General features: G+C 41.2%; 23 protein-coding genes and 1 riboswitch. Of the genes, 2 read left to right on the plus strand and 21 right to left on the minus strand.

What is annotated here, in order from left to right:
- Positions 1-77: 77 nt before the first annotated feature.
- The 12 genes from dnaJ to OC529_RS07140 all read right to left on the minus strand — a co-directional run bounded on the left by dnaJ (position 78) and on the right by OC529_RS07140 (position 11610).
- Entirely contained in the window at positions 78-1214 is a 1137-nt protein-coding gene (dnaJ, locus tag OC529_RS07085) for a molecular chaperone DnaJ (protein ID WP_262081824.1), read from the minus strand.
- Between the two features lie 198 nt (positions 1215-1412).
- Positions 1413-2045: a DJ-1/PfpI family protein gene (locus OC529_RS07090; RefSeq protein WP_262081825.1), complete on the minus strand. Its 633-nt coding sequence runs from the start codon at positions 2043-2045 to the stop codon at positions 1413-1415.
- Between the two features lie 304 nt (positions 2046-2349).
- Positions 2350-4173 carry a molecular chaperone DnaK gene (gene dnaK, locus OC529_RS07095; protein ID WP_262081826.1) on the minus strand — a complete coding sequence of 608 codons (1824 nt, stop codon included), beginning with the start codon at positions 4171-4173 and terminating at the stop codon, positions 2350-2352.
- Between the two features lie 271 nt (positions 4174-4444).
- On the minus strand, positions 4445-4969 hold the full coding sequence (grpE, locus tag OC529_RS07100) for a nucleotide exchange factor GrpE (protein WP_000046038.1): 525 nt from the start codon (positions 4967-4969) through the stop codon (positions 4445-4447).
- 26 nt (positions 4970-4995) lie between these two features.
- A complete protein-coding gene (hrcA, locus tag OC529_RS07105; RefSeq protein ID WP_262081827.1) occupies positions 4996-6030 on the minus strand; it encodes a heat-inducible transcriptional repressor HrcA in 1035 nt (344 codons plus the stop codon).
- 160 nt (positions 6031-6190) lie between these two features.
- Positions 6191-6703, minus strand: a complete 513-nt coding sequence (locus OC529_RS07110; protein WP_262081828.1) for a DUF2812 domain-containing protein — start codon at positions 6701-6703, stop codon at positions 6191-6193.
- A gap of 34 nt (positions 6704-6737) precedes the next feature.
- Positions 6738-7313, minus strand: a complete 576-nt coding sequence (locus OC529_RS11765; RefSeq protein ID WP_200832377.1) for a DUF2812 domain-containing protein — start codon at positions 7311-7313, stop codon at positions 6738-6740.
- Positions 7313-7633, minus strand: a complete 321-nt coding sequence (locus OC529_RS07120) for a PadR family transcriptional regulator (protein WP_112444454.1) — start codon at positions 7631-7633, stop codon at positions 7313-7315. The genes OC529_RS11765 and OC529_RS07120 overlap by 1 nt, the downstream gene beginning before the upstream one ends.
- A gap of 113 nt (positions 7634-7746) precedes the next feature.
- Positions 7747-9093, minus strand: coding sequence for a type I glutamate--ammonia ligase (gene glnA, locus OC529_RS07125; RefSeq protein ID WP_001122886.1), 1347 nt, complete (start codon positions 9091-9093; stop codon positions 7747-7749).
- Between the two features lie 36 nt (positions 9094-9129).
- Positions 9130-9486, minus strand: a complete 357-nt coding sequence (glnR, locus tag OC529_RS07130; RefSeq protein ID WP_000659547.1) for a transcriptional repressor GlnR — start codon at positions 9484-9486, stop codon at positions 9130-9132.
- Positions 9487-9562: 76 nt separating this feature from the next.
- Complete coding sequence (locus OC529_RS07135; RefSeq protein ID WP_100104681.1) at positions 9563-10090, minus strand: FUSC family protein; 528 nt, start codon at positions 10088-10090, stop codon at positions 9563-9565.
- Positions 10091-10413: 323 nt separating this feature from the next.
- Positions 10414-11610 carry a phosphoglycerate kinase gene (locus OC529_RS07140; RefSeq protein WP_001096747.1) on the minus strand — a complete coding sequence of 399 codons (1197 nt, stop codon included), beginning with the start codon at positions 11608-11610 and terminating at the stop codon, positions 10414-10416.
- 212 nt (positions 11611-11822) lie between these two features.
- On the opposite strand from OC529_RS07140, the gene OC529_RS07145 reads away from it, so the two are divergent.
- Both OC529_RS07145 and OC529_RS07150 read left to right on the plus strand, forming a co-directional pair.
- Positions 11823-12989 (plus strand): IS30 family transposase, encoded by a 1167-nt coding sequence (locus tag OC529_RS07145; RefSeq protein ID WP_262081829.1) that lies wholly within the window; start codon positions 11823-11825, stop codon positions 12987-12989.
- Between the two features lie 404 nt (positions 12990-13393).
- The gene (locus OC529_RS07150; RefSeq protein ID WP_138703645.1) at positions 13394-15025 is read left to right on the plus strand and encodes a Na/Pi cotransporter family protein; all 1632 of its coding nucleotides are present in this window, start codon (positions 13394-13396) and stop codon (positions 15023-15025) included.
- 473 nt (positions 15026-15498) lie between these two features.
- On the opposite strand, the gene OC529_RS07155 is transcribed toward OC529_RS07150, so the two are convergent.
- The 9 genes from OC529_RS07155 to OC529_RS07195 form a co-directional block, all read right to left on the minus strand.
- Positions 15499-17106: a CTP synthase gene (locus OC529_RS07155; protein ID WP_262081830.1), complete on the minus strand. Its 1608-nt coding sequence runs from the start codon at positions 17104-17106 to the stop codon at positions 15499-15501.
- A 236-nt stretch (positions 17107-17342) separates the two neighbouring features.
- Positions 17343-17930 (minus strand): DNA-directed RNA polymerase subunit delta, encoded by a 588-nt coding sequence (gene rpoE, locus OC529_RS07160; protein WP_000418402.1) that lies wholly within the window; start codon positions 17928-17930, stop codon positions 17343-17345.
- Between the two features lie 127 nt (positions 17931-18057).
- Entirely contained in the window at positions 18058-18507 is a 450-nt protein-coding gene (locus OC529_RS07165; protein WP_262082046.1) for a GNAT family N-acetyltransferase, read from the minus strand.
- A 4-nt stretch (positions 18508-18511) separates the two neighbouring features.
- Positions 18512-18931 (minus strand): chromosome partitioning protein ParB, encoded by a 420-nt coding sequence (locus OC529_RS07170; RefSeq protein ID WP_262081831.1) that lies wholly within the window; start codon positions 18929-18931, stop codon positions 18512-18514.
- A gap of 27 nt (positions 18932-18958) precedes the next feature.
- Complete coding sequence (locus tag OC529_RS07175) at positions 18959-19609, minus strand: phosphatase PAP2 family protein (protein ID WP_262081832.1); 651 nt, start codon at positions 19607-19609, stop codon at positions 18959-18961.
- Positions 19599-20162, minus strand: a complete 564-nt coding sequence (locus OC529_RS07180) for an ECF transporter S component (protein ID WP_000185834.1) — start codon at positions 20160-20162, stop codon at positions 19599-19601. Before OC529_RS07180 ends, OC529_RS07175 begins: the two co-directional genes overlap by 11 nt.
- A gap of 164 nt (positions 20163-20326) precedes the next feature.
- Positions 20327-20545, minus strand: a riboswitch (FMN riboswitch).
- 59 nt (positions 20546-20604) lie between these two features.
- Positions 20605-21108, minus strand: a complete 504-nt coding sequence (locus OC529_RS07185) for a tRNA (cytidine(34)-2'-O)-methyltransferase (protein ID WP_000181388.1) — start codon at positions 21106-21108, stop codon at positions 20605-20607.
- A 192-nt stretch (positions 21109-21300) separates the two neighbouring features.
- Entirely contained in the window at positions 21301-22131 is an 831-nt protein-coding gene (locus OC529_RS07190; RefSeq protein ID WP_262081833.1) for an energy-coupling factor transporter transmembrane component T family protein, read from the minus strand.
- The gene (locus OC529_RS07195; protein WP_262081834.1) at positions 22116-23798 is read right to left on the minus strand and encodes an ABC transporter ATP-binding protein; all 1683 of its coding nucleotides are present in this window, start codon (positions 23796-23798) and stop codon (positions 22116-22118) included. The genes OC529_RS07190 and OC529_RS07195 overlap by 16 nt, the downstream gene beginning before the upstream one ends.
- Positions 23799-23929: the final 131 nt, after the last annotated feature.

Consider the following 23929-nt stretch of genomic DNA (forward strand, 5'->3'; position numbering starts at 1 on the left):
GGTCGCTACCGTCCGTCATTACTTAAGGAAAGTCTTAAAAATCTACAAGCAAAAAGAGCCCGACGGCTCTTTTTGCTTTATTCTCCTTCAAAGGCATCTTTAATATGGTCAAAGAAGCCCTTTTTCTTTGGATTTACTTTCAAGTCACCAGCAGCTGCGAATTCTTTCAAGGCTGCTTTTTGGCGGTCATTCAAGCCTGTCGGTGTTACGACATTAACGGTAACATATTGGTCACCAACTGCACCACCACGAAGGCTCGGAGCTCCTTTTCCACGTAGACGGAATTTCTTACCAGTCTGAGTTCCCTCTGGGATAACCAATTCAACATCACCGTGAACAGTTGGGATATCTACTGTATCACCAAGAGCTGCTTGGACAAAGTTAAGGTTCAGATTATAGAAGATAGTGGTTCCTTCACGTTCAAACTTGTCGCTGGCTTCCACAGAAACCACTACATACAAGTCACCATAAGGTCCACCATTAAAGCCAGCTTCACCTTGACCAGCTAGGCGAATTTGTTGACCTGTTTCCACACCAGCAGGAATTTTGACATGTACGCTATGCGCTTGTTTTTCATGCCCTGTTCCGTGACATGTTGTACATGGATCTTTGATTTCTTTTCCGCGACCATGACAGACATCACAGGTTACTTGGCGACGCATCATACCAAGTGGAGTCTGCGTATCGACGTTAATGACACCAGCACCATGACAGCGTCCACAAGTGACTGGACTTGTTCCTGGTTTAGCACCTGAGCCATTACATGTACTACAGCTTGCTTCACGATTGTACTTAACCTCTTTTTCAGCTCCAAAAATAGCTTCTTCAAAGGTCAAGTTCACACGATACTGGAGGTCATCCCCTTGACGAGGAGCGTTTGGATTGCGTGAAGCACCGCCTCCTCCGAAGAAACTTGAGAAGATATCTTCAAAACCACCGAAGCCTCTTGCCCCATCGAAACCGCCGAAACCACCAGCTCCACCAAAACCACCGTTGGCTCCAGCAGCACCGTATTGGTCATAGGCAGCACGTTTTTGGTCGTCACTCAAAGTCTCATAAGCTTCCTGAACTTCCTTGTACTTTTCCTCAGCACCAGGCTCCTTATTGATATCTGGGTGATATTTTTTGGAAAGCTTACGATAAGCCTTTTTGATCTCGTCTGCCGAAGCGTTTTTTGACACCCCCAGACGATCATAAAATTCAGTATTGTTCATACAAGATACCAAGACCGTAAAATTCGACTGAAAAATAGGAAATCTGACGCTGGAGCGATGCTCCTAGACAGATTTATCTTTTTTCCGAAAATTTAGGTCGGGTTCAATTCCTTTCTTTTATATTGAGTAAGAAATTTGGGAACCCATGTTCAATTCCCTGAACACCCTTGTTCCTTTCTATAATTTTCATGTAAATCTTTAGAGGCTGTTTTCTATACTCTGCTTCACTTGATCAAACTCTTCATCTGATAGAGTAAATATCAAATCCTCTTCAGCATACTCGTTCTGTTCTTTAAAATAGTTGTCCGTATTCTCTGCCAACCCTAAACCAAAAATCACTTTTCTTGCAAACTCTTGATGCGCAAAGCCTATAGCCGTAATGATATTTTTATCTTGCACAACCAGTTTGGGTTGGAAATTCTCACGCGGAAGAAATTCAAAATAGTCAAAGAAGTTTTGCCAAATCCCACCTGTAAATTTCGTGTCGTTCAACAAGCCTGCTTTCGCCAATAAAAGGGGCGCTGAAGAAATAGCTGCAATTAGGATATCTTGCTCATTAAGACTTCTCAAAAACGAGATCAATTTCTCATCTTGTAGAGCAGGACCTATATTTACCATTCCTGGCAAAATTACACAAGAATAATCTTCTATACGGATCTGATCCAATGTTTTTGTAGGTAAACAAGGCAAGCCATCCTCAGAGACCACCATCGAATTCTCAGAAGCGACATAATCAATCGTGATGTCAAAAGACAGAGCTAAAGTACTTGTTAAAGCGGTTATCTCATAAAGAGAAAAATTAGGATAAATGATACAAAGTACTTTTTTCATACACAACATCCTCTATTTTATCGAAAAACAGAGGCTGGGTTGCAACCTCTGGATTTCTTCCTATCATTACGACGTTCAAAAACAAAGTCGATTATACTTTGTTTTTGAACTAGTAAGGCGTTTAGGCAAGTCGCCATAGCGATTGCCGTAGAATGACAATCACTTTAGTGATTAGTCATTCTTAACGAGTTAGGCTTAACTGAGTTTCGGCTAAAAACTTCGGAAAAAAGATAAGCCATCTTTTGTGCATCGCACAAGGCGATGGCTTCCTATTTTTCTTTCGTTTTCTTAATACCTCAACATCTTATTTTTCAGTAAACTCTCCGTCTACGACGTCATCGCCTGCGTTTCCTGTTGCTTGTGCGCCTTCTGCTCCTGCTTGAGCTTGTTGGGCTGCTGCTGCTTGTTCGTAGAGTTTAACAGCAAGTCCTTGAGCTTTTTCGTTCAAAGCTTCGAGTTTTGCTTTCATTTCATCCAAGTTGTTGTCTTCTTGAGCTTTCTTAAGGTCATCAAGGGCAGCTTGGGCAGCGTCACGTTCTGTGTCGAAGCCTTTACCTTCAGTTTCCTTGATAGTCTTTTCAGTTGCGAAGATTGCTTGGTCTACTTCGTTACGAAGATCAACTTCTTCTTTACGTTTCTTATCCGCTTCAGCGTTTGCTTCTGCATCTTTCATCATGCGGTCGATTTCTTCGTCAGTCAAACCTGAGTTTGATTGGATAACAATAGTTTGTTCTTTTTGAGTTCCAAGATCTTTAGCCTTAACAGACACGATACCGTTCTTGTCGATGTCAAATGTTACTTCGATTTGAGGAATTCCACGAGGTGCAGCTGGGATGTCTGTCAATTGGAAACGTCCAAGAGTCTTGTTATCTGCTGCCATTGGGCGTTCCCCTTGAAGAACGTGGATATCAACGGCTGGTTGGTTGTCTGCTGCTGTTGAGAAGACTTGTGATTTAGATGTTGGGATTGTTGTGTTACGGTCGATGAGTTTTGTAAAGACACCACCCATTGTTTCAATACCGAGTGACAATGGTGTTACGTCAAGAAGGACAACGTCTTTGACATCACCAGTGATGACACCACCTTGGATCGCAGCACCCATAGCAACTACTTCGTCAGGGTTTACTGATTTGTTTGGTTCTTTACCAGTTTCAGCCTTCACAGCTTCTACAACGGCTGGGATACGAGTTGAACCACCAACAAGGATAACTTCGTCGATTTCTGACAAGCTCAAACCTGCATCCGAAAGGGCTTGACGAACTGGAACTTTTGTACGTTCTACAAGGTCACGAGTCAAATCATCAAATTTCGCACGAGTCAAAGTCATTTCCAAGTGAAGAGGTCCAGCCTCACCTGCAGTGATAAATGGCAAGCTGATTTGTGTTGAAGTTACACCAGAAAGGTCTTTCTTCGCTTTTTCAGCCGCATCTTTCAAACGTTGCATTGCCATCTTGTCAGTAGACAAGTCAATACCATTTTCTTTCTTAAATTCTGCTACCAAGTGGTCGATGATTTTTTGGTCAAAGTCGTCACCACCAAGTTTGTTGTCCCCTGCAGTTGACAATACGTCGAAGACACCATCACCCAATTCAAGGATAGAGACGTCGAATGTACCACCACCAAGGTCAAATACCAAGATTTTTTCTTCTTTGTCAGTCTTGTCCAAACCGTAAGCAAGAGCGGCTGCAGTTGGTTCGTTGACAATACGTTCTACTTCAAGACCAGCGATTTTACCAGCGTCTTTTGTTGCTTGACGTTGAGCGTCGTTGAAGTAAGCAGGAACTGTGATAACTGCTTTGGTTACTTTTTCACCAAGATAGTCTTCAGCATAACCTTTCAAGTATTGAAGAATCATAGCTGAGATTTCTTGTGGAGTGTATTCTTTTCCGTTTGCAGAAACTTTTTCAGAAGTTCCCATATTAGATTTGATAGAGATAACTGTATCTGGATTTGTAACTGCTTGACGTTTCGCAGCGTCACCAACGATGATTTCGCCGTTTTTAAATGATACTACAGATGGAGTTGTGCGGTTTCCTTCTGGATTTGCGATGATTTTGCTTTCAGTTCCTTCAAGAACTGCTACTGCTGAGTTTGTTGTCCCTAAGTCAATACCGATAATTTTAGACATGTGTTTTTCTCCTTAAATTTTATATTCTATTTTTCTTTTTGATACTCTTCTTAAGTGGCGACGCCGTCAGAGCTTGACTTCGTCAATCTCTTTGACTAAACTTTGACCCTAAGGTCTCAAAGTTTGCGCAGATAGCGCCACGGCGAAGAGTATCGTCTTTGGTTCGCTTCGCTCACTATTGCAAAGCTGAACTACTTTTTTATCTTTCTTCATAGTTTATTGTCATTTCGGACAAGTTTTCTATTATATATGTTGCAACCGTCATAATTGCCTAGTTGTAGACAACTACCATTGCTGGGCGTAGGATGCGGTCATGGAGTTTGTAGCCTTTTTGGAAAACTTGGGCGATGGTATCTGCTGGGTGTTCATCGTCTGCTGGGAGAGTTTGGATGGCCATATGATAGTTATGGTCAAATTCACCGTCAGCTGCGATTTCTTCGATTCCTTCTTCTTTCAAAGCATGAATCAAGCTTTCTTGCACCATTTCCAATCCTTTTTTGACATCGTCTGTCAAACCTTCAACCGCGAGTGCACGCTCAAGGTTATCCAAAGAAGGGAGAATCGCTTTTGCCAAGTCCTGGCTACGATAACGTTGCAAGTTTTGACGCTCTTCATTGGCACGACGTTGGATATTTTGCATTTCTGCATGAGCGCGAAGATATTTGTTTTCGAACTCATCTGCACGTTCATTCGCCAAGTCCAACTCAGACTTCTCAGGAGTTGTTTCTTCTACCGTTTCCACAACTTCCTCTTCTTGGACTTCTTCTACTTCTTCATTTTTTATATCTTGGGCCATTTTCGCCTCCTTTAATGATTTCAATCTTAATGTACTTCGTAATGATTACTGCTGAGGTAGCGGTAAAAATCTGTCAACTTCATGGTCAAAACACGGTTGACCACATTGACTTGGTTGATTAGCTGTTGGTAATCCAGATTAACAGGACCGATAATGGCTAGAATTCCAACTCCCCGATAAGGAATGAGGAACTTGCTACTAATCACCGCTAGATCTGCTAAACAAGATTCTTGACTGTCCGCAACTCGGATATTTTGCATTTGATCCTCGTGCATCCCCTCACGAATCTCCAGAGCCACCTTTTGCGGTTGATCAAAGAACTGATAGGCTGCCAGATTGGCAAAATTCAAGAGATTGACCTTGCCCGCCACCACAATGTTTTCGTTGAACATTTCCTTAAAAATGTGTTCAAAGAGATCGATCACATTATCCGTTGTTGTGAAGTAACGCTGGATAATCTGCGGAATCTCCGTCCGAATCTTGTAGTGAATATCTAAAACGGTGTGACCGAGGAAACGTTCCTGAATGATGCTCTTCAGTTTCAGCAAATCCTCCTGCAAAAAGTTCCTTGGAATCAGAAACTGACTGGTAACCGTTCGCGACTCGTCTAGGGTGAATACTGCCAAGGCTGTATGTTGCCCCAAAACAACGATATCAAAGGCTGTCAACCTTTGCCTGCTCGGCTCAACATCCAGTGCCACTACCGTACAGCCACTCAGGTCTGTCAGTAGATTAGCAGCTTCTTGCAGAATATCCTCTAGCTTGAAGAATTCCTGATCAAAGGCTTTGACAATCTCATAAACCTCATTTTCAGCCAGTCGGTCAAAATCCAGTGAGTGTTTTACATAGTACTGAAAACCAGCAACACTTGGCATTCGACCACTTGAAGTATGAGCCTTCTCAAGCAAACCTTGCTTTTCTAGAGCCGCCATATCATTACGAATGGTTGCACTGCTAGAGTTAATAGACTCTTGCAAGGCTTTGGATCCGACAGGTTCGTGCGTTTTGGTAAAGATGTCAATAATCAGATTTAAAATATCCTGCTGACGCTCTGTAACCATCTCATCACTCCTCTCTGTCTGATCGATTAGCACTCGATACGCTCAAGTGCTAACTTATGATTCTATTATACACCCTTAGAAGAGAATGTCAAGATAAAAACTCAAAAAATTAGCACTCTTTTATCAAGAGTGCTAAAAATCAGTCTACAGACCGAGAAACTCACCTTCCATCTACTTGGTATTTACTTTTTAGTCTGAAATAACCATAGATTAGATAAGAAATCATAAAGGCATATAGAGCAAAAATGACAAAGAAAGATTGCGACAGTTCTTCCCTAAACGAACTCATACAAACAACAAGACCGCCTAAGAAAGTAGCTGTACAGGAACGAAGTCTATTTCGCACAACTTCCCATCTGAGCCCCTTACTCATATAGACTTGATCCTCTGGAAGTAAATCAGAAGCCGGTTTACGAAGAATCGAACAAGAACCTGCTCCTATCAATTCCCAACCTCTATCTCTAAAATCTTGCAGTTCATGCTTATATTTTTTAAGAAATCTAGAATCATAGATACAGTAGATGACATCGTTTGGTTGACATTGGTCAAAATAGAACAAACCAAAACGACTCGTTCTATACCTCCAACCTTTCAAATGCATCTCATGTAAATATTCTTCTTCCTTGTCCAAATCAACAATGGTGAAAAACCGAAATTGTACTTTGCTATTCATTACCTTACCTCCAAATCAGAAAACATACATGGTTTTATTTGTCAGATAATTCTTTCCATTTTTGAAACAAGCTCCAAAAAATATAAGAAATCTGAATCGCAAAAACTATCAATAAAACCCAATCTATTATGAAAATCAAAAACACTACCCAACTGAAAGAACTACCTCCACTGACAAACTTTGAGAAAACCGGTAGTAGAGCTAAAAAGAGAAGCAAAATAGGAAGCATCCGCCTCGTTAAAATCCGTTTGACCATAGCTAACTTCCCGGCCGCGTCATTATAAATTTCAAACTCGGCATCCGACTCAATTCCAGAATGAAGCTTTCTAAAGTAGGAAAACCCATTAAAGTCTGTAATATGATCCCAGCCACAGTCTTTAAATAATTGTAAATAGGAGGCTCTCTCTGATTTTTTCATGGGATAAAAGTCCAACTGATAAGACACCTGCTTCGGTTGGCACTGTTCAAAAGTATACTTAACCGCAACTACTAAGTTAGAGTAGGTTACTTCCTTGAGCTTCCAGCCCTCAGCATGCATTTTTCTAAGATATAAAGCCTCTCTATCATAATCCGCAATGGTAGCAATTCTATAAACAACCTTCTTTTCCATCATCTTCCCTCCAGACTGTTTCTATAGAGGCGTTCAATACGTTTCAATTCAATATCTAAGACTTTTCGTCCCAAGTCTGTAATCTGATAGATTTTACGCTTCTCCTCTTCTCGGACAAAGGAAATCAAACCATCCTTTTCCATCTTTGACAAGGTTCCATACATAGTCCCAGGACTAATCGAAACTTGAGAATCTGTCATCTCCTTGACCTTTTGCGTAATACTATAACCATGACCTTCCTTTTGCAGACAGAACAAGATATAAAAACCCGTTTCCGTCATGGGAAGATAAACTCGACGAATCTTATCTGTTAATTCCATTTGCATTCACCTCCTATTCAGCTCGATATATCGCACTTCGTTATATAAAATATATCACACCTCGATATAAAATACAAGAAAAAAGACCGCCCTCAGGCAATCTTTCTTCTATATTAGTAAAGATCTAAATAGTTATCAATTTCCCATTGTGAAACGAAGGTTGCATAGCTTGCCCATTCGATTCGTTTAGCTTCAAGGAAACTAGTATAGATATGTTCTCCGAGAGCCGCTCTGACAACTTCATCTTCTGTCAAAGCTTTCAAAGCGTTGTGAAGGGTTGATGGAAGGTCTGTAATACCAGCTTCCTTACGCTCTTCTGCTGTCATGATGTAGATATTTTCTTCGATAGGAGCTGGTGCTTCGATTTTATTTTCAATACCATGCAAACCAACCTCCAAAAGAACAGCCATAGCAATGTAAGGGTTCGCCATTGGATCCACTGAACGCAACTCAAGACGAGTTCCCATACCGCGTGAAGCAGGTACGCGCACAAGTGGCGAACGGTTACGACCAGCCCAAGCAATGTAAACAGGCGCTTCATAACCCGGAACCAAACGTTTGTATGAGTTAACCGTTGGGTTCATGATGGCAGTATAGTTGTAGGCATGCTTGATCAAACCGCCAAGGAAATGGTAGGCCGTTTCTGACAACTGCATCCCTTTTGGATCATTTGGATCAAAGAAGGCGTTATTTCCTTCTGCATCAAACAAGGACATATTACAGTGCATACCTGATCCAGCAATACCAAATTTTGGTTTGGCCATAAAAGTTGCGTAAAGACCATGTTTGCGAGCAATAGTTTTAACAACGAGCTTAAAGATTTGAATCTTATCACAGGCACGGAGAACTTCATCGTACTTAAAGTCAATCTCGTGTTGACCAACCGCAACCTCGTGGTGACTGGCTTCTACTTCAAATCCCATTTTGGTCAAGACATTGACAATCTCACGACGTGTATTGTCCGCAAGGTCAGTAGGTGCCAAATCAAAGTAGCCACCCTTGTCATTTACTTCAAGTGTTGGGTCCCCATTTTCATCCAGTTTAAATAGGAAGAATTCTGGCTCTGGTCCAAGGTTGAAGGATTTGAATCCTACTTCTTCCATGTGACGAAGAGCTCGTTTCAAATTGCCACGAGGGTCTCCTGCAAATGGTTCACCTTCTGTTGTATAGACATCACAGATCAAACCTGCAACACTTCCATTTTCATCTCCCCACGGGAAGACTGTCCATGTATCCAAGTCTGGGTACAAGTACATATCCGACTCATTGATACGTACAAAACCTTCGATAGAAGATCCATCAAACATAGCCTTATTTGACAAGACCTTATCTAATTGTTCATCTGTAGCAGGAATTTCGACGTTTTTCATGGTTCCCAAAATATCTGAGAACATGAGACGGATAAAGGTAACATTTTTTTCCTTGACTTCACGACGAATATCTGCAGCTGTGATTGGCATGAGTTTTCTCCTTAATGTATGACTACTTGCGGTTGCCTAACCGCGTCCAAAAGGTGATTGCACCGAAGCAAAGCGACCCTGCTGGAGGAGTTCATTGTGCAGTGCACGGCGCACCTCAGTCTGACTCACCGCTTTCTTGGATTTCGCTTCACGTTCAGCATATTTTTTCTTAATGGCAGCGATATTATAACCTTCAGAAATATAATCTTTGATTTCAAGTAGACGATCCATGTCATTCAAGGAATACATGCGACGGTTCCCTTCGTTTCGATCAGGCTTAATCAACTCTTGATCTTCATAATAACGAATCTGACGCGCCGATAGATCGGTCAACTTCATAACACTGCCGATAGGAAAAACAGCCATATTTCGGCGAAATTCTTTTTCCTTCATTTACAATTTCCTTCTTTCTGTCTATTATAGTCTAAAAAAAGACAAACGTCAATTGATAATGTTATAAAATGTAACATTATTTTTCTTTTTTCTCTAAAAAGAACCGAATACGATCAATATCGTAATTTACCAGAATTGCGACAAAAACTCCCATGAACGTTTCTGATACACGCGCAAACACGTACAAAATCGTTTCCCCACTCGGAATCGATAGGGTAATGATTAACATAGCTGCTACACCGCCAATAACCCCTGCTTTGTTATTCATGGCTACATTTGTCATAATGGTTAACATGGTGCAGATTGGAACAACTACCAAGGTCACCCAAAAAGCTTCGTGGAAAAAGGTATTTAATAAGAAGAAGACCAGGGCATAGAGGCCACCGATACTATTTCCTAGAATACGCGAAGTTCCGAAATGGACACTCTTATCAAAACTCTCCCTCAGACTAAAAACGGCTGTCAAAGCACCGATTTGAAGACCTTTCCAACCAAAAAAGCCAAAAATCAAGAGAACTAGAAAAACAGCAATACCTGTTTTAAAGGTTCGCATACCAAGTTTGAACTGGGATTTATCGAATTTATATTTTTTAAAATAACTCATAATCTCAACTTTCTATTTCCATTTTATCATAAATCGGTGATTTTTATGAGTAATAGTTGAGAGGAAGCGTTTTTATTTTGAGCAAAAGAAAAGAGGAACTTTCATCCCTCTCTTCTTTGATTTAGTTATAAAATCTTATTTTTCTGTCAAGGCTGCAAGTCCTGGAAGAACTTTACCTTCAAGAAGTTCCATTGATGCTCCACCACCGCGTCACAAATACCTCCACTAACACAAAAAGGTGACATAGCCACCTTTTTGTTAACGTTTCAGTTTTGTTCCTTTTTCTACAAAATCAGGATTTTGTAGAGACTAACGGGCTGAAATTATTTTTCTGTTAGTGCAGCCAAACCTGGCAATACTTTACCTTCGAGAAGTTCCATTGATGCACCTCCGCCCGTACTAATCCATGAGAATTTATCTGCACGGCCAAGGTTAATCGCTGCGGCAGCTGAGTCACCACCACCGATGATTGATTTAACGCCTGGTTGTTTCACGATAGCGTCCATCACACCGATTGTACCAGCTTGGAAGTCTGGGTTTTCAAATACACCCATAGGTCCGTTCCATACAACTGTTTTGGCACCAGTCAAAGCTTCGTCAAATTTAGCGATAGATTTTGGACCGATGTCAAGACCAAGGAAGCCTTCAGAAACTGCTTCACCTTCAGTGTCACGCACTTCAGTGTAACCAGCAAATGCGTTAGCTTCTTTTGAGTCAACTGGCAAGATCAATTTACCGTTTGCTTTTTCAAGAAGAGCTTTCGCAACATCCAATTTGTCTTCTTCTACAAGTGAGTTACCGATTTCGATACCTTGTGCTTTGTAGAATGTGTAAGTCATACCACCACCGATAAGGACGTTATCAGCTTTTTCAAGCAAGTTTTCGATAACACCAATCTTGTCTGAAACTTTTGAACCACCAAGGATTGCTACGAATGGACGTTCTGGAGTTTCAACTGCTTCTTGGATGTAAGCAATTTCGTTTTCAAGAAGGAAACCAGCAACTGCTTTTTCAACGTTTGCTGAGATACCAACGTTAGATGCGTGTGCACGGTGAGCTGTACCGAATGCATCGTTTACGAAGATACCATCTCCAAGTGATGCCCAGTATTTACCAAGTTCAGGATCGTTTTTAGATTCTTTCTTGCCGTCAACATCTTCGTAACGAGTGTTTTCAACCAAGAGAACTTGTCCATCTTCAAGAGCGTTGATTGCTGCTTCCAATTCAGCACCACGAGTGACACCTGGGAAAACAACGTCTTGACCAAGTTTTGCTGCCAAGTCAGCTGCTACAGGAGCAAGTGATTTACCAGCTTTGTCAGCTTCTTCTTTCACACGTCCAAGGTGAGAGAAAAGAATTGCACGTCCACCTTGTTCGATGATGTACTTAATAGTTGGAAGAGCTGCTGTGATACGGTTGTCGTTAGTGATTACGCCATCTTTCAATGGTACGTTGAAGTCAACACGAACGAGGACTTTTTTACCTTTCAAGTCAACGTCTTTAACAGTAAGTTTTGCCATGTTACAAAAACCCCTTTATTTATTTTATTCGAAACTATTATATCACACTTTGGAAATATAAGGAAAGATTTCACAAGATTTTTCGATATTTAATCTTTGTGCTAACTTCTCAAAGTAACTTCCACTTGCCTATCCAAAGTGGAAGTTAGTCTAAAACGGATTTTTATGGTGGAATTAAGTGTGAGACGTTTGAGTTAGAAACGAGGTCTACTATGACAAAACATAAACACCTTACCCTTTCAGACCGTAATGATATCCAATTAGGTTTAGAGCGCAGTGAAACCTTCAAAGCGATCGGGCAACTTATTCTAAAAGACCCGACTACTGTTTCCAAAGAAGTCAAACGAAACAGACAAGTCCGAGAGTCTACAGGCCATAACCTTCCTTGCCCTCTACTCGACAAGGCTCCCTTTGTCTGTAACGGCTGTCCTAAAAGAAGACAAAATTGTGGATTTAAAAAAATCTTCTACCTCGCTAAACAAGCTCAAAAACAATACGAACAAACTCTTGTAGAAGCTCGTGAAGGAACTCCCCTCAATTCTAAGACCTTCTGGGACATGGACAAAGTCATTTCTGATGGTGTTAAAAAGGGACAACACATCTATCATATCCTCAAAACTCACAATCTTGATGTCAGCTCCTCAACTGTCTATCGACACATCCGAAAAGGTTACCTGTCTATCGCTCCTATTGACCTAACCAGAGCCGTTAAATTTAAAGAACGAAGAAAAAGTAAGCTACCTCCCATCCCTAAAGAAGCTAAAAAAGGCCGTTCCTATGAGGATTTCCTAAATTATTTAACCCTTAATCAACTAGACTCTTGGCTAGAAATGGATACCGTTATGGGCAGAATGGGAGGTAAAGTCCTACTCACCTTCAATCTATCTTTCTGTAACTGTATCTTCGCTAGACTGCTGGATAATAAAACTGCCCTTGAGGTTACCAAACACCTCTATGACATCAAGAACACTCTTCACCAAGCTGACAAAGATTTCTTCCAACTCTTCCCTGTCATTCTTACCGATAATGGTGGAGAGTTTGCAAGGGTTGATGACATCGAAATGGATGTGCGAGGAGAGAGTAAACTCTTCTTTTGTGACCCTAATCGCTCTGACCAGAAAGGGAGAATCGAGAAAAATCACACCTTGATTCGCGACATCCTAACAAAGGGAATTTCCTTTGACAACTTAACTCAAGAGGACATCAATCTCGTCTGCTCTCATGTCAACAGCGTCAAACGTGCTGCTTTGAATGGAAAGTCAGCTTATGAACTCTTTGCCTTTACTTATGGAGAAGAAATTCCTAAGCTTCTCGGCATTTCTAAAATACCTGCAGAAGACGTCTGTCAGTCGTCTACATTACTCCAACATAAGTTCTAAAAACTAACCTAAAACCCTATTCAAACGTCTCACACTAACTTCCACCATAGCGGAACTTAATCTGAAACGCTTTCAGATGAGGGGATTTTGTGCGCTCTTTTTTTCGATTCCTTTCGGCTACAAAAACAATAAAATCAAGCATATTTAAAACCAGTGGAACTTACCCTGACACGGATTTCCACTGGTTTTTAGGATTTTTATCAGACTAACTTCCACTTGGATTAGCGGTGGAACTTAGTTTGGGAATTTACCATTTAATCTTTGTGACATGCTAGAGTATATTATTTTTACTTTTTCTAACGAATTTTCTTTCTAAAATCTTAGCTTAACACTTGTTAGATTTACTTTTATCCTTTAAAATAGAATAGGAGAAATTCCGTTATTATTTTTCGGAGGAAAAAGAAATGTCCATTAATTGGCAGGAAATTTTATTTCACTTTTTAGGTGGTCTGGGACTATTCTTATATAGTATCAAGACCATGGGAGACGGTTTGCAACAAGCTGCTGGAGATCGCCTTCGTTTTTACATTGACAAATATACTAGTAATCCTTTCTTTGGAGTTCTGGTTGGTATTGGGATGACTGCTCTAATTCAGTCTAGTTCTGGTGTAACAGTTATCACAGTCGGCCTGGTCAGTGCCGGTCTCCTAACCTTACGTCAGGCTATCGGAATTGTCATGGGGGCTAATATTGGGACAACAGTCACATCCTTTCTTATTGGGTTTAAACTAGGTGACTATGCCCTGCCTATGCTCTTTATCGGTGCTGTCTGTCTCTTCTTTACAAAAAATCGAACAGTCAATAATATCGGACGCATCCTCTTTGGTGTCGGTGGTATCTTTTTTGCCCTCAATCTCATGAGCGGTGCAATGGCTCCACTCAAAGATTTACAGGTCTTTAAAGACTATATGATTGAGCTAAGTAAGAATCCTGTTTTGGGTGTCTTTGTCGGTACCGGCTTGACCTTACTGATTCAAGCTTCCTCGGCTACCATCGGGATTTTACAAAACCTCTACGCCAGCAATCTCATTGACCTGCAAGGAGCTTTGCCAGTTCTATTTGGTGACAATATCGGGACAACCATTACAGCCATCATTGCCTCTTTAGGTGCTAATATTGCAGCTAAACGGGTAGCAGGAGCTCATGTTGCCTTCAACGTTATCGGAACAGTCGTCTGCGTTATTTTTCTAGTTCCTTTTACAGCCCTGATTCATTGGTTTGAATCTACGCTAAATCTAGCACCGGAAATGACCATCGCCTTTGCTCACGGAACCTTTAATATTACCAATACCATTGTCCAATTTCCATTTATCGGAGCTCTGGCTTACTTTGTAACCAAGATTATTCCTGGAGAAGACGAGGTTGTCAAATACGAACCCTTATATCTTGATGAGCATTTCATCAAACAAGCCCCATCTATCGCTCTCGGAAATGCTAAGAAAGAGCTCTTGCACTTAGGAAACTACGCTGCCAAAGCCTTTGACCTTTCCTATAAGTATATCATTGACTTGGATGAAAAAGTTGCTGAAAAAGGGCATAAAACCGAAGAAGCCATTAACACCATCGATGAGCAATTAACACGTTATCTCATTGCCCTTTCAAGCGAAGCTCTCAGTCAAAAAGAAAGCGAAGTGCTCACCAATATCCTTGATTCCTCCCGTGATTTGGAACGGATTGGAGACCACGCGGAGGCTCTACTCAATCTGACTGACTATCTTCAACGGAAAAATGTTGAATTTTCTGATGCCGCCTTGAAAGAATTAGAGGAAGTTTATCGTCAAACTAGTGACTTTATTAAAGATGCTCTGGATAGTGTGGAAAACAATGATATTGAAAAAGCACGCAGTCTTGTAGAACGTCATGAAGCAATCAATAACATAGAGCGTGTTCTCAGAAAAACCCACATCAAACGCCTCAACAAGGGCGAATGTTCAACACAAGCTGGGGTCAACTTTATAGACATCATCTCACACTACACTCGTGTATCAGACCACGCTATGAACCTTGCCGAAAAGGTTTTTGCAGAACAAATCTAAGAACAAAGAAGCTATCCTGAATGGGATGGCTTTTTGCTTTTTTCTTAAGCAAGACTAGGCTGAATGAAACTGAGAAAGTATTCTGCAGATATAGTGGATTAATACTCAATGAAAATCAAAGAGCAAACTAGGAAGCTAGCCGCAGGCTGTACTTGAGTACGGCAAGGTGAAGCTGACGTGGTTTGAATTTGATTTTCGAAGAGTATAAATTAAAAAAGTATAGTGTATTGAATCTATAACAGTACACCTTGACTACTAAAATATTTCTAGAAATTGATTTGGCTTTCCGAATTAATTTGTTCAGATTTCATTTCAATATACTGATAAATCCATTCACTAGCACAGGGCAAGCGGGAGTCGCTATTGATTTCAAGGGTAGCAGGTACACACAGAGGACTCCTACCTCAGATATACTGCAATATCCATCGTATGCAAAAAAACCTCTGAGATTCTTCTCAAAGGTTTTGATTTTCCTAATTACTGTTCTCAACTGCTGCAGTAATAAAGGCAGTGTAGAGTTCTTCTGGGCGGTTTGGACGACTTGACAGTTCAGGGTGATACTGACACGCTACAAAGAATTTATTTTCTGGAATTTCCACGATTTCTACCAAACGATTGTCTGGAGAAACTCCTGAGAAGACAAAGCCTGCTGCCTCAAACTGCTCACGGAAGGCATTGTTAAACTCATAACGGTGACGGTGACGGCGTTGCACCACTTCTTGATTGTGATAAGCAGCTGCTGCCTTAGAGCCACGTTTTAGTTTAGACGGATAAAGTCCCAAACGAAGGGTTCCCCCCATATCCTCAACATCAATCTGATCACGCATGATATCAATGATAGGGTATTTTGTTTCTGGTGCAAGCTCTGCAGAATTGGCACCTTCAAGACCCAAAACGTGACGAGCAAATTCGATACATGTCAACTGCATTCCCAAGCAGACTCCCAACATTGGAACATCATTCTCACGCGCATAGCGAATGGCTTGGATTTTCCCTTCTGTACCACGTTGGCCAAAACCACCTGGTACGATGATTCCGTCCGCATCGGACAAAAGCTCTGCTACATTCTCTGCTGTCACATCATTGGCATTGATCCAATTGATTTTAACTTCTGCGTCGTTGGCATAACCAGAGTGTTTCAAGGCTTCAACCACAGAAATGTAGGCATCTTGCAACTCAACATACTTACCGACAAGGGAAATCTTGACTTGTTTTTTCAGGTTCATGACCTTGTCCACCATAGCTGACCACTCTGTCATATCTGCTACTGGTGCGTCTAATTTCAAATGGTCACAGACAATCTGGTCCATACCTTGTGCCTGCAAATTCAACGGAATTTGGTAAAGATGTTCAACGTCTAAAGACTCGATAACGGCTTCTGGTGCCACATCACAGAACTGGGCCAGTTTGTTTTTAATTCCTTGACCAGCTGGCTCTTCTGTACGAATAACCAACATATTTGGTTGGATTCCCAATCCACGCAATTCTTTTACAGAGTGTTGAGTTGGTTTGGTTTTCATTTCACCAGCTGCCTTGAGATATGGAAGCAAAGTTGTATGAATGTACATGACATTATCTGCACCCACATCTGCCTTCATCTGACGAAGGGCCTCTAGGAATGGCAAGGACTCGATATCCCCAACAGTTCCACCGACCTCTGTGATAATGACATTAGAGTCAGTCGTTAGAGCGGCACGCTTGATTTTTTCTTTCAAAGCATCTGTGATATGAGGAATGACTTGAACAGTTGCCCCAAGGTATTCTCCACGGCGTTCTTTACGAAGAACTTCACTGTAAATTTTACCAGTTGTCACGTTGGAATATTTGTTGAGATTGATATCGATGAAGCGTTCATAGTGACCCAAGTCCAAATCTGTCTCAGCTCCGTCATCTGTCACAAAAACTTCCCCGTGCTGGTAAGGGCTCATAGTTCCCGGATCGATATTGATATAAGGATCAAACTTTTGAATGGTTACTTTGAGACCACGATTTTTCAAGAGACGACCCAGACTCGCTGCCACAATCCCTTTCCCAATAGACGATACCACACCACCAGTTACAAAAATATATTTCGTAGACATAGATTCCTCTTTCTAAAATCCTCAAGGTCTTGTTAACTACGAGGGGACATAGAAAACAAGACCCTACTAATAAGAATAATCTGGGACGACTGCACCAGATTCACAACTAAAATACAAGAAGATAACTTCTTGAAAAAACAAAAATAGCTCCCTAAGAACTAGGGAGCCCCTACCTCTAAAAGAGGTGCCCGAACAATATGATACCTAAAAATAGGATAATTGTCAATAGCTAACTTTTATTCCTCGCTGGTTTCAGCATCATCATCTGAAAACTCGTCGTCGTCTTCGTTGAGATCCACGTCTTCACCCAAGTCATCTGGGGCGATTTCGTTGATTTCTGCATCATAAGCTTCCACTTCATTTTTCTCATCATCTGGATTTTCATCATCATATGAAAGAGCTGGATCTGCTTCGTATGCATCTTCGTCTTCTGGATCATCTGCATTGTAGTCAATAGCATCTGAATCGCCATCCATGAAGGCATTGACACGTTTTTTCTTAGCTTTTGGTGCTACTTCATCGTCGTCATTTTCTTCAAGAGCGATGATTTCTTCGTCGATTTCGTCCACACCATACCATGAACGAAGCCCCCATTTGTTGTCTCCAAGTGAGATGAAGCTACCGTCAAAGTTCAACTCTGTGTAGAACAAAGGCAAGGCTTCGCGGATATCGCTGTTTGATGTTCCAAGGTAGTTTTGAATTTCGTTTACAAGATCGCTAAAATGCATCTCATGGTCGCGACCACGAAGTTCCAAGATAGCACGCGCTACCTCAATCATAGATAGTTCACTTTTTTCTTGCCCAGCAAATACTTCTAATTCCAAAGCGTTTCTCCTCATTTATACTACTATCGCCAGAGCGAACAGACTCTGACCTCATTTTATCATTTACTCTTTATTTTACGATAATTTTACGGAATAGTCAAAGGTTAAGGGGGAGAAAGTGGCAGGATTAGACTAATTTCAATACAAAACTCCTTCCTTTTTCTGTTGTTCCATCTTCCACAAATCCAAGCGACTTGAAACACCTCCTAGAAGCATGATTGTAGGTGTAGATTTCCTTGACTTTCAATTCTTTCCATCCTTTTACTCGAGCCAATTCAATCAAAGTACTTAGAACCTTTTTCCCAATCCCTCGATGTTGGTAAGCGGGATTCCCAATCACAATGGGGAGATTATCCTGAGATAGTGTAACATCCCCAATTGGAAACCATTCTCCCTTCTCCTTGACTTCAATCCAAAAAAGCTCTCCATGCTTATCCAAATAAGAATACATAGCTTCCAGGGTCGCTGGACTGTAAGGTCTCTTCACACCATCTACGAGGTAAACCAAGTTCACATCCTGATACCAAGCCAAAGCTTCCTCACAATGATTGACCTTATAATAAGGAACAAGACGCAGTGCATTATCTATTTGTAAAATCCGTTTCATCTGCTTTCCTTTTCAATAAGAGAGTTGCTGCTTGGTTAAAACCATCACACCAGTTATACCATTTTGCTTCATACTCATCTTGAGGTAAGATATGATTTTTTAAATCCAGAACAGAGTAAATCTTTCTTTCCTCGCAGGCTTGCGCATAGAGATGATATAGTTCATCACCACCATCTCTATCCCACTCAGCAGAAATCGTATTCCTACCTGCCAATAAAGCCTGATAAGCCCTGTGATGCCCATCTGTAATCAACAAGCAATCTCCAAAGGCAAGAATACTGATTGGATCGACTTGGATTGTTTCTGCCGACTGGTAAAGCATCTGAATATTTTGCAACTTCTTTTCTGATAAGTATAGTTGAGTCGGATGAAGATCTGCTATATTGACTTTCATTTCTTTCTCCTCAAGGGAATTTGATACTCACTTCTGCTTGCCTTTAAATCGCCATTGGAAGCGTAGCTTGTCATAGAAGGGAAATTCGATAAACAAGACTCCCAAGCCCACACAGAGACTGGCAAGGACATCTGATGGATAATGAACTCCCAGATAGACCCTTGATACCAGCACACTGACTAGGTAGAGACCTAGCACAATTTGCATGATTTTTCTCCAGACCGGATTTTTCATCCGTTGACTGAGAATGACAATCAGAGAGCCGACCATCAAGGTTACAGCCAGAGAATGACCACTTGGGAAGGAAAATCCCTTCTCCTCAACCAAGTGTAAAATAGCTGGTCGTGGGCGCTGGTAGATGTTTTTAAAAGTCACGATTAAAAGTCCTGCTAAAGCCAGATTTCCCAGCATGAAGAAACTTTCTATCTTCCATCGCTTACGATAAAAGATAAAGGCTACGATGGCAACCCAAGTGATAATCACTGGAATATCAATCAAGCGTGTGATGGCTCGGAAAAGAATAGTCAAGTAATCTGGTAAGTCTCCTCGAATGGCAGTCTGAATCGATTGATCAAAACCGACCAGCGTTTCAGGGTAAAATTTGACCATGTAGCCAAGAATAACGAAAAGTAAAAGGGCAAAACTGCCCTTCATTAAAAATGTTTGGTTATCTTTCATAATGTTTTAAGGTTGGTTTCAAAAGGACATACAACAACCAGAATGAAACGGAAAAGATTACACCCTCAATCAAGTTAAAAGGCAACACCATAGTCATTAGGTAGTTGGAAAGTCCCAAAATTTTTCCAATATCAAAGTTAGCAAACTTAGCGTACAAAGGAACAGCATAAACATAGTTGAGAACCAACATTGCCACAGTTAAACCAATAGTCCCAGCTAGAGAGCCTAGTAGGAAACGAAGGGTTGTCCGTTCCTTTTTCCAAATCAAAGCAAATACGATGACAAAAACTCCCAAAGCTACGATATTCATTGGCAAACCAATGTAAGTATTCACTCCCTGACTGTTAAGAAGCAGTTTCAAGAGTGAGCGAAGCAAGAGAACTCCTAAAGCAGCAGGCAAATCCATAACCACCAAGCCCACAAGGACTGGCAAGATACTAAATTCGATCTTGAGGAAGGACGCCGCTGGCAAAAGCGGAAAGTCAAAGTACATCAGCACAAATGAGATGGCTGATAGAATCGCAATGGTCGAAAGTCGACGTGTGTTTGTCATAACAGGTTCCTCCAATTTTCTATAAAATCAGAAGAAGTTAGAAAGGATTCCTCTATCTATTCTCACTTTTTATATCCCAAAAGTTCCCTATCACTCTATTAAAGAAAACTAAAGCAAGCGGTTACAATCTAGCTATAAATCTATCAGAACAGACAAAGCTATTCTTTCGTCTTCTCCCATCCAGACTATACTGTCGGTTGTGGAATCTCACCACATCAGCTTGCGCTCGCGGACTTATTTGGCTAAGATATTTTAGATTTATCTAGGCGTCGCAGTCGAAGATAATACTTAAAGTATATCGAGACAAGACAACGACGAGAAAGCTAAAATAGATAGTCAAATTTACCGCCGGTCGGGAATTTCACCCTGCCCTGAAGACTCTTTTATCATAACAAAAAACGCTTGCAAGCGCAAGCATTTTGTTCATTTCCATTTTCATTTTTTATTTCAATTTATCCACTTCATAGGTATGAACAAGCTCAAGACCTGCAAAGTTCTGCTGGCGAAGAGCTTCGTAGACAATCATGCAAACGGTATTAGACACATTGAGACTGCGGACATGTTCATCATTCATAGGAATACGGAGAGCTTTCTCAGGATGTTCTCGCATAAAGTCCTCCGGCAATCCCTTGTCTTCACGTCCAAAAAGAAAATAATGGTCTTCGTCAGTCGATAAATCCACCTCAGAATACACTTTCTCAGCGAATTTCGAAATCAGATAGAGTTTTCCCTTCATCTGAGACATAAAATCTTCCAAACTCTCGTAAAAATAAATCTCTAGCTTATCCCAATAATCCAATCCAGCCCGCTTCATCTTGCGGTCGTCAATAGGAAAGCCCATTGGCTTGATGATGTGGAGGGGAGAATTGGTCGCAGCGCAAGTACGCGCGATATTGCCTGTATTTTGTGGAATTTGTGGTTCAAATAATACAATGTGATTTGTCATGACTTGTTTCCTTTCACCATTGCAAAAAAATAGCCACACTGCCCGGAGTCAAGCTCAGCAAACAGCGTGGTTAAGGCATCGTTAACTTACCTCACAACAGGTTTGAAGTAAATCAGCGAAACTACTTTCTTAGTATAACACTTTCAGAATCATTGTCAATAGAAACGACTTGATTTTTTCAATTTTTTCAAGCTATTTCCAAGGGTTGTAAAATCGTCCCTGATTCTGCAAGATAAGTAGTAAACTAGCTACTAAAAACAAGGCTGCCAAGAACAAGGTAAGATAGTCTCCTTTTTTCAAGGCCTGATAACTATACCAAGTGCGTTTTTTCTCTTTTCCAAAGCGGCGAAGCTCCATGGCGGTCGCAATGGTATCAATGCGTTCTAGCGAGCTAAAAATCAAGGGAGTGATAATGCGCAGATTGCCTTTGATTCGTTGCATGAGAGAAGCTTTCTTGGATAATTCCATCCCACGCGCTTCCTGAGACATCTTGATAGTAAAGAATTCTTCCTGCAAATCTGGAATATAGCGCAAGGTCAGGCTGACAGAATAGGCAATCTTGTAAGACACACCAATTTGATTTAAACTGGAAGCAAACTGACTAGGGTGGGTTGTCATCAAAAAGATAATAGCCAGAGGAATGGTGCAAAGGTACTTAATAGCTAGATTTAGCAGATAAAAGAGCTCTTGGCTGGTCAGAGTGTAGGCACCGATTCCCTGCCAAATCACACTTCTCTCTCCGTAAAGTCCAACCCCATACTCGGGAGAAAAGAGATAGACCATCAAGACGTTTAAAACGGCAAATACCGTCGCAAAAACGGCTACAAAGGAAACATCTTTAAAACGGATTTCTGACAAATAGAGGAGAAAGACCGAAAAGATGGCAATCAGAACAAGCAGTCTGGTATCATAGCTAATCATGGCCGCCAATGATACAAGGATGAAAAAGAGGAGTTTACCAGCTCCTGACAAGCGATGAATCACAGTATCTCTATGCTGGTAACCAATTAGTTTAGCTTGCATCCTTCTCTCCTTTCTTTATAAAATGCCGTTAAAGCAAGTGGATCCACGTCGAGTTTCTTGGCCAAGTTGAAGATAGAGGTCTCTTTTAGATTGGCTTTTACTAACAGTTCAGGGTTGCTCAACAGACTAGCTGGATCGGTATCGGCAATCAATTCCCCATCCACCATGACAAGGGCTCGGTCTGAATAATCCAGCATCAATTGCATATCATGGGTAATCATGACAATGGTATGCCCTTTTTGATGCAGTTCTTCAAGAAATTCCATAATCTCAGTATAGTTCTTCTGGTCTTGACCTGCTGTCGGTTCATCTAAGAGGATAATTTCAGCCCCCAAGACCAAAATTGAAGCAATGGTGACACGTTTTTTCTGACCAAATGACAGGGCAGAAATAGGCCAATTACGGAATTCATAGAGACCACAGATTTTCAAAGTTTCATAGACTCTCGTTTCAATTTCCTGCTCGTCCACACCTCGCAAACGAAGTCCCAGAGCCACCTCATCAAAAATCATATTGGTTGAAATCATTTGATTAGGATTTTGTAGCACATAGCCTACTCGTTCCGCCCGCTCTGCAACAGAATCGCCTTTTATATCCTGTCCTTCCCAAAGATAGCGACCTTCAGTCTGGATAAAGCTACTTAAGGCCTTGGCTAGGGTTGATTTCCCTGCTCCATTTTTCCCGACAATGGCAATCTTTTCGCCCTTTTTAATATCCAGATGAATGGATTTCAAAATCGGTCTATCATCATAAGAAAAAGACACATCATCTAGTCTAAAAAGTGACTGCAAATCTGGTATCTCTTTTACCAATTCAGTCTGCAACTGAACCTGGCCTTTTGAGATGGACAAGTTGTCCAAATTTGATAATTGTTCTTCTTTAGCTAAATCCACACCTAATTGACGTAAAGTGGTTAGATAAAGGGGTTCTCGAATTCCATTTTGGGTCAACAGGTCAGTCGCCAATAACTGATCAGGACTCCCATTAAAGAGGATACGGCCATCGTTTATCAAGACAATCCGATCCACAGGACGATGCAGAACGTCCTCCAAACGGTGCTCAATAATAAGGGTCGTCGTCCCCTCCTCCTTATGAATCTGGTCAATCAATTCGATAATATCCTGACCTGACTTGGGATCCAGATTGGCGAGCGGCTCATCAAACAAAAGAATCGGACTTTCATCAATCAAGACACCAGCCAGACTGACCCGCTGCTTTTGTCCACCTGACAAATCCTGAGGACGCTGAGACAGTAAAGGAAGAAGGTCCAGCTTTTCAGCCCATTTATGAACACGACCTTTCATCTCTTCTAGATCTGTCACATCATTTTCCAGAGCAAACGCCAAATCTTCTGCCACAGACAGGCCGATAAACTGCCCATCTGTATCCTGCAAAACTGTACTGACCAGATGAGATTTATCATAGACACTCATATCAAAAGCGGCTTGACCCTTGATCACAAATTCTCCAGACATCTGACCCTTGTAAATATTGGGAATAATCCCATTCAAACACTGACCCAAGGTAGATTTACCTGACCCAGATGGCCCAACAATTAAGACTTTCTCTCCCTTGTAAATGGTCAAGTCTACCCCTTGCAAGGTCGGTTCTTGTTGTGTTTCATACCGGAAAGAGAAATCCTTCCACTCAATTATAGCTTCTTTCATCTTACTCTCTTCATTCGCTTCTTAGACTTCTATTTTATCATAAATCTACCCCTTCTTGCAGTCTCTTCTCTTAAAATCTTAGCGCCAAAAAGATTCCTATCCTAGCTTACTTGCCTAACTAATCAATAAAC

Origin of the sequence: Streptococcus sp. Marseille-Q5855 (assembly GCF_946901985.1) — a bacterium.
In the GTDB taxonomy this organism is placed as follows: domain Bacteria; phylum Bacillota; class Bacilli; order Lactobacillales; family Streptococcaceae; genus Streptococcus.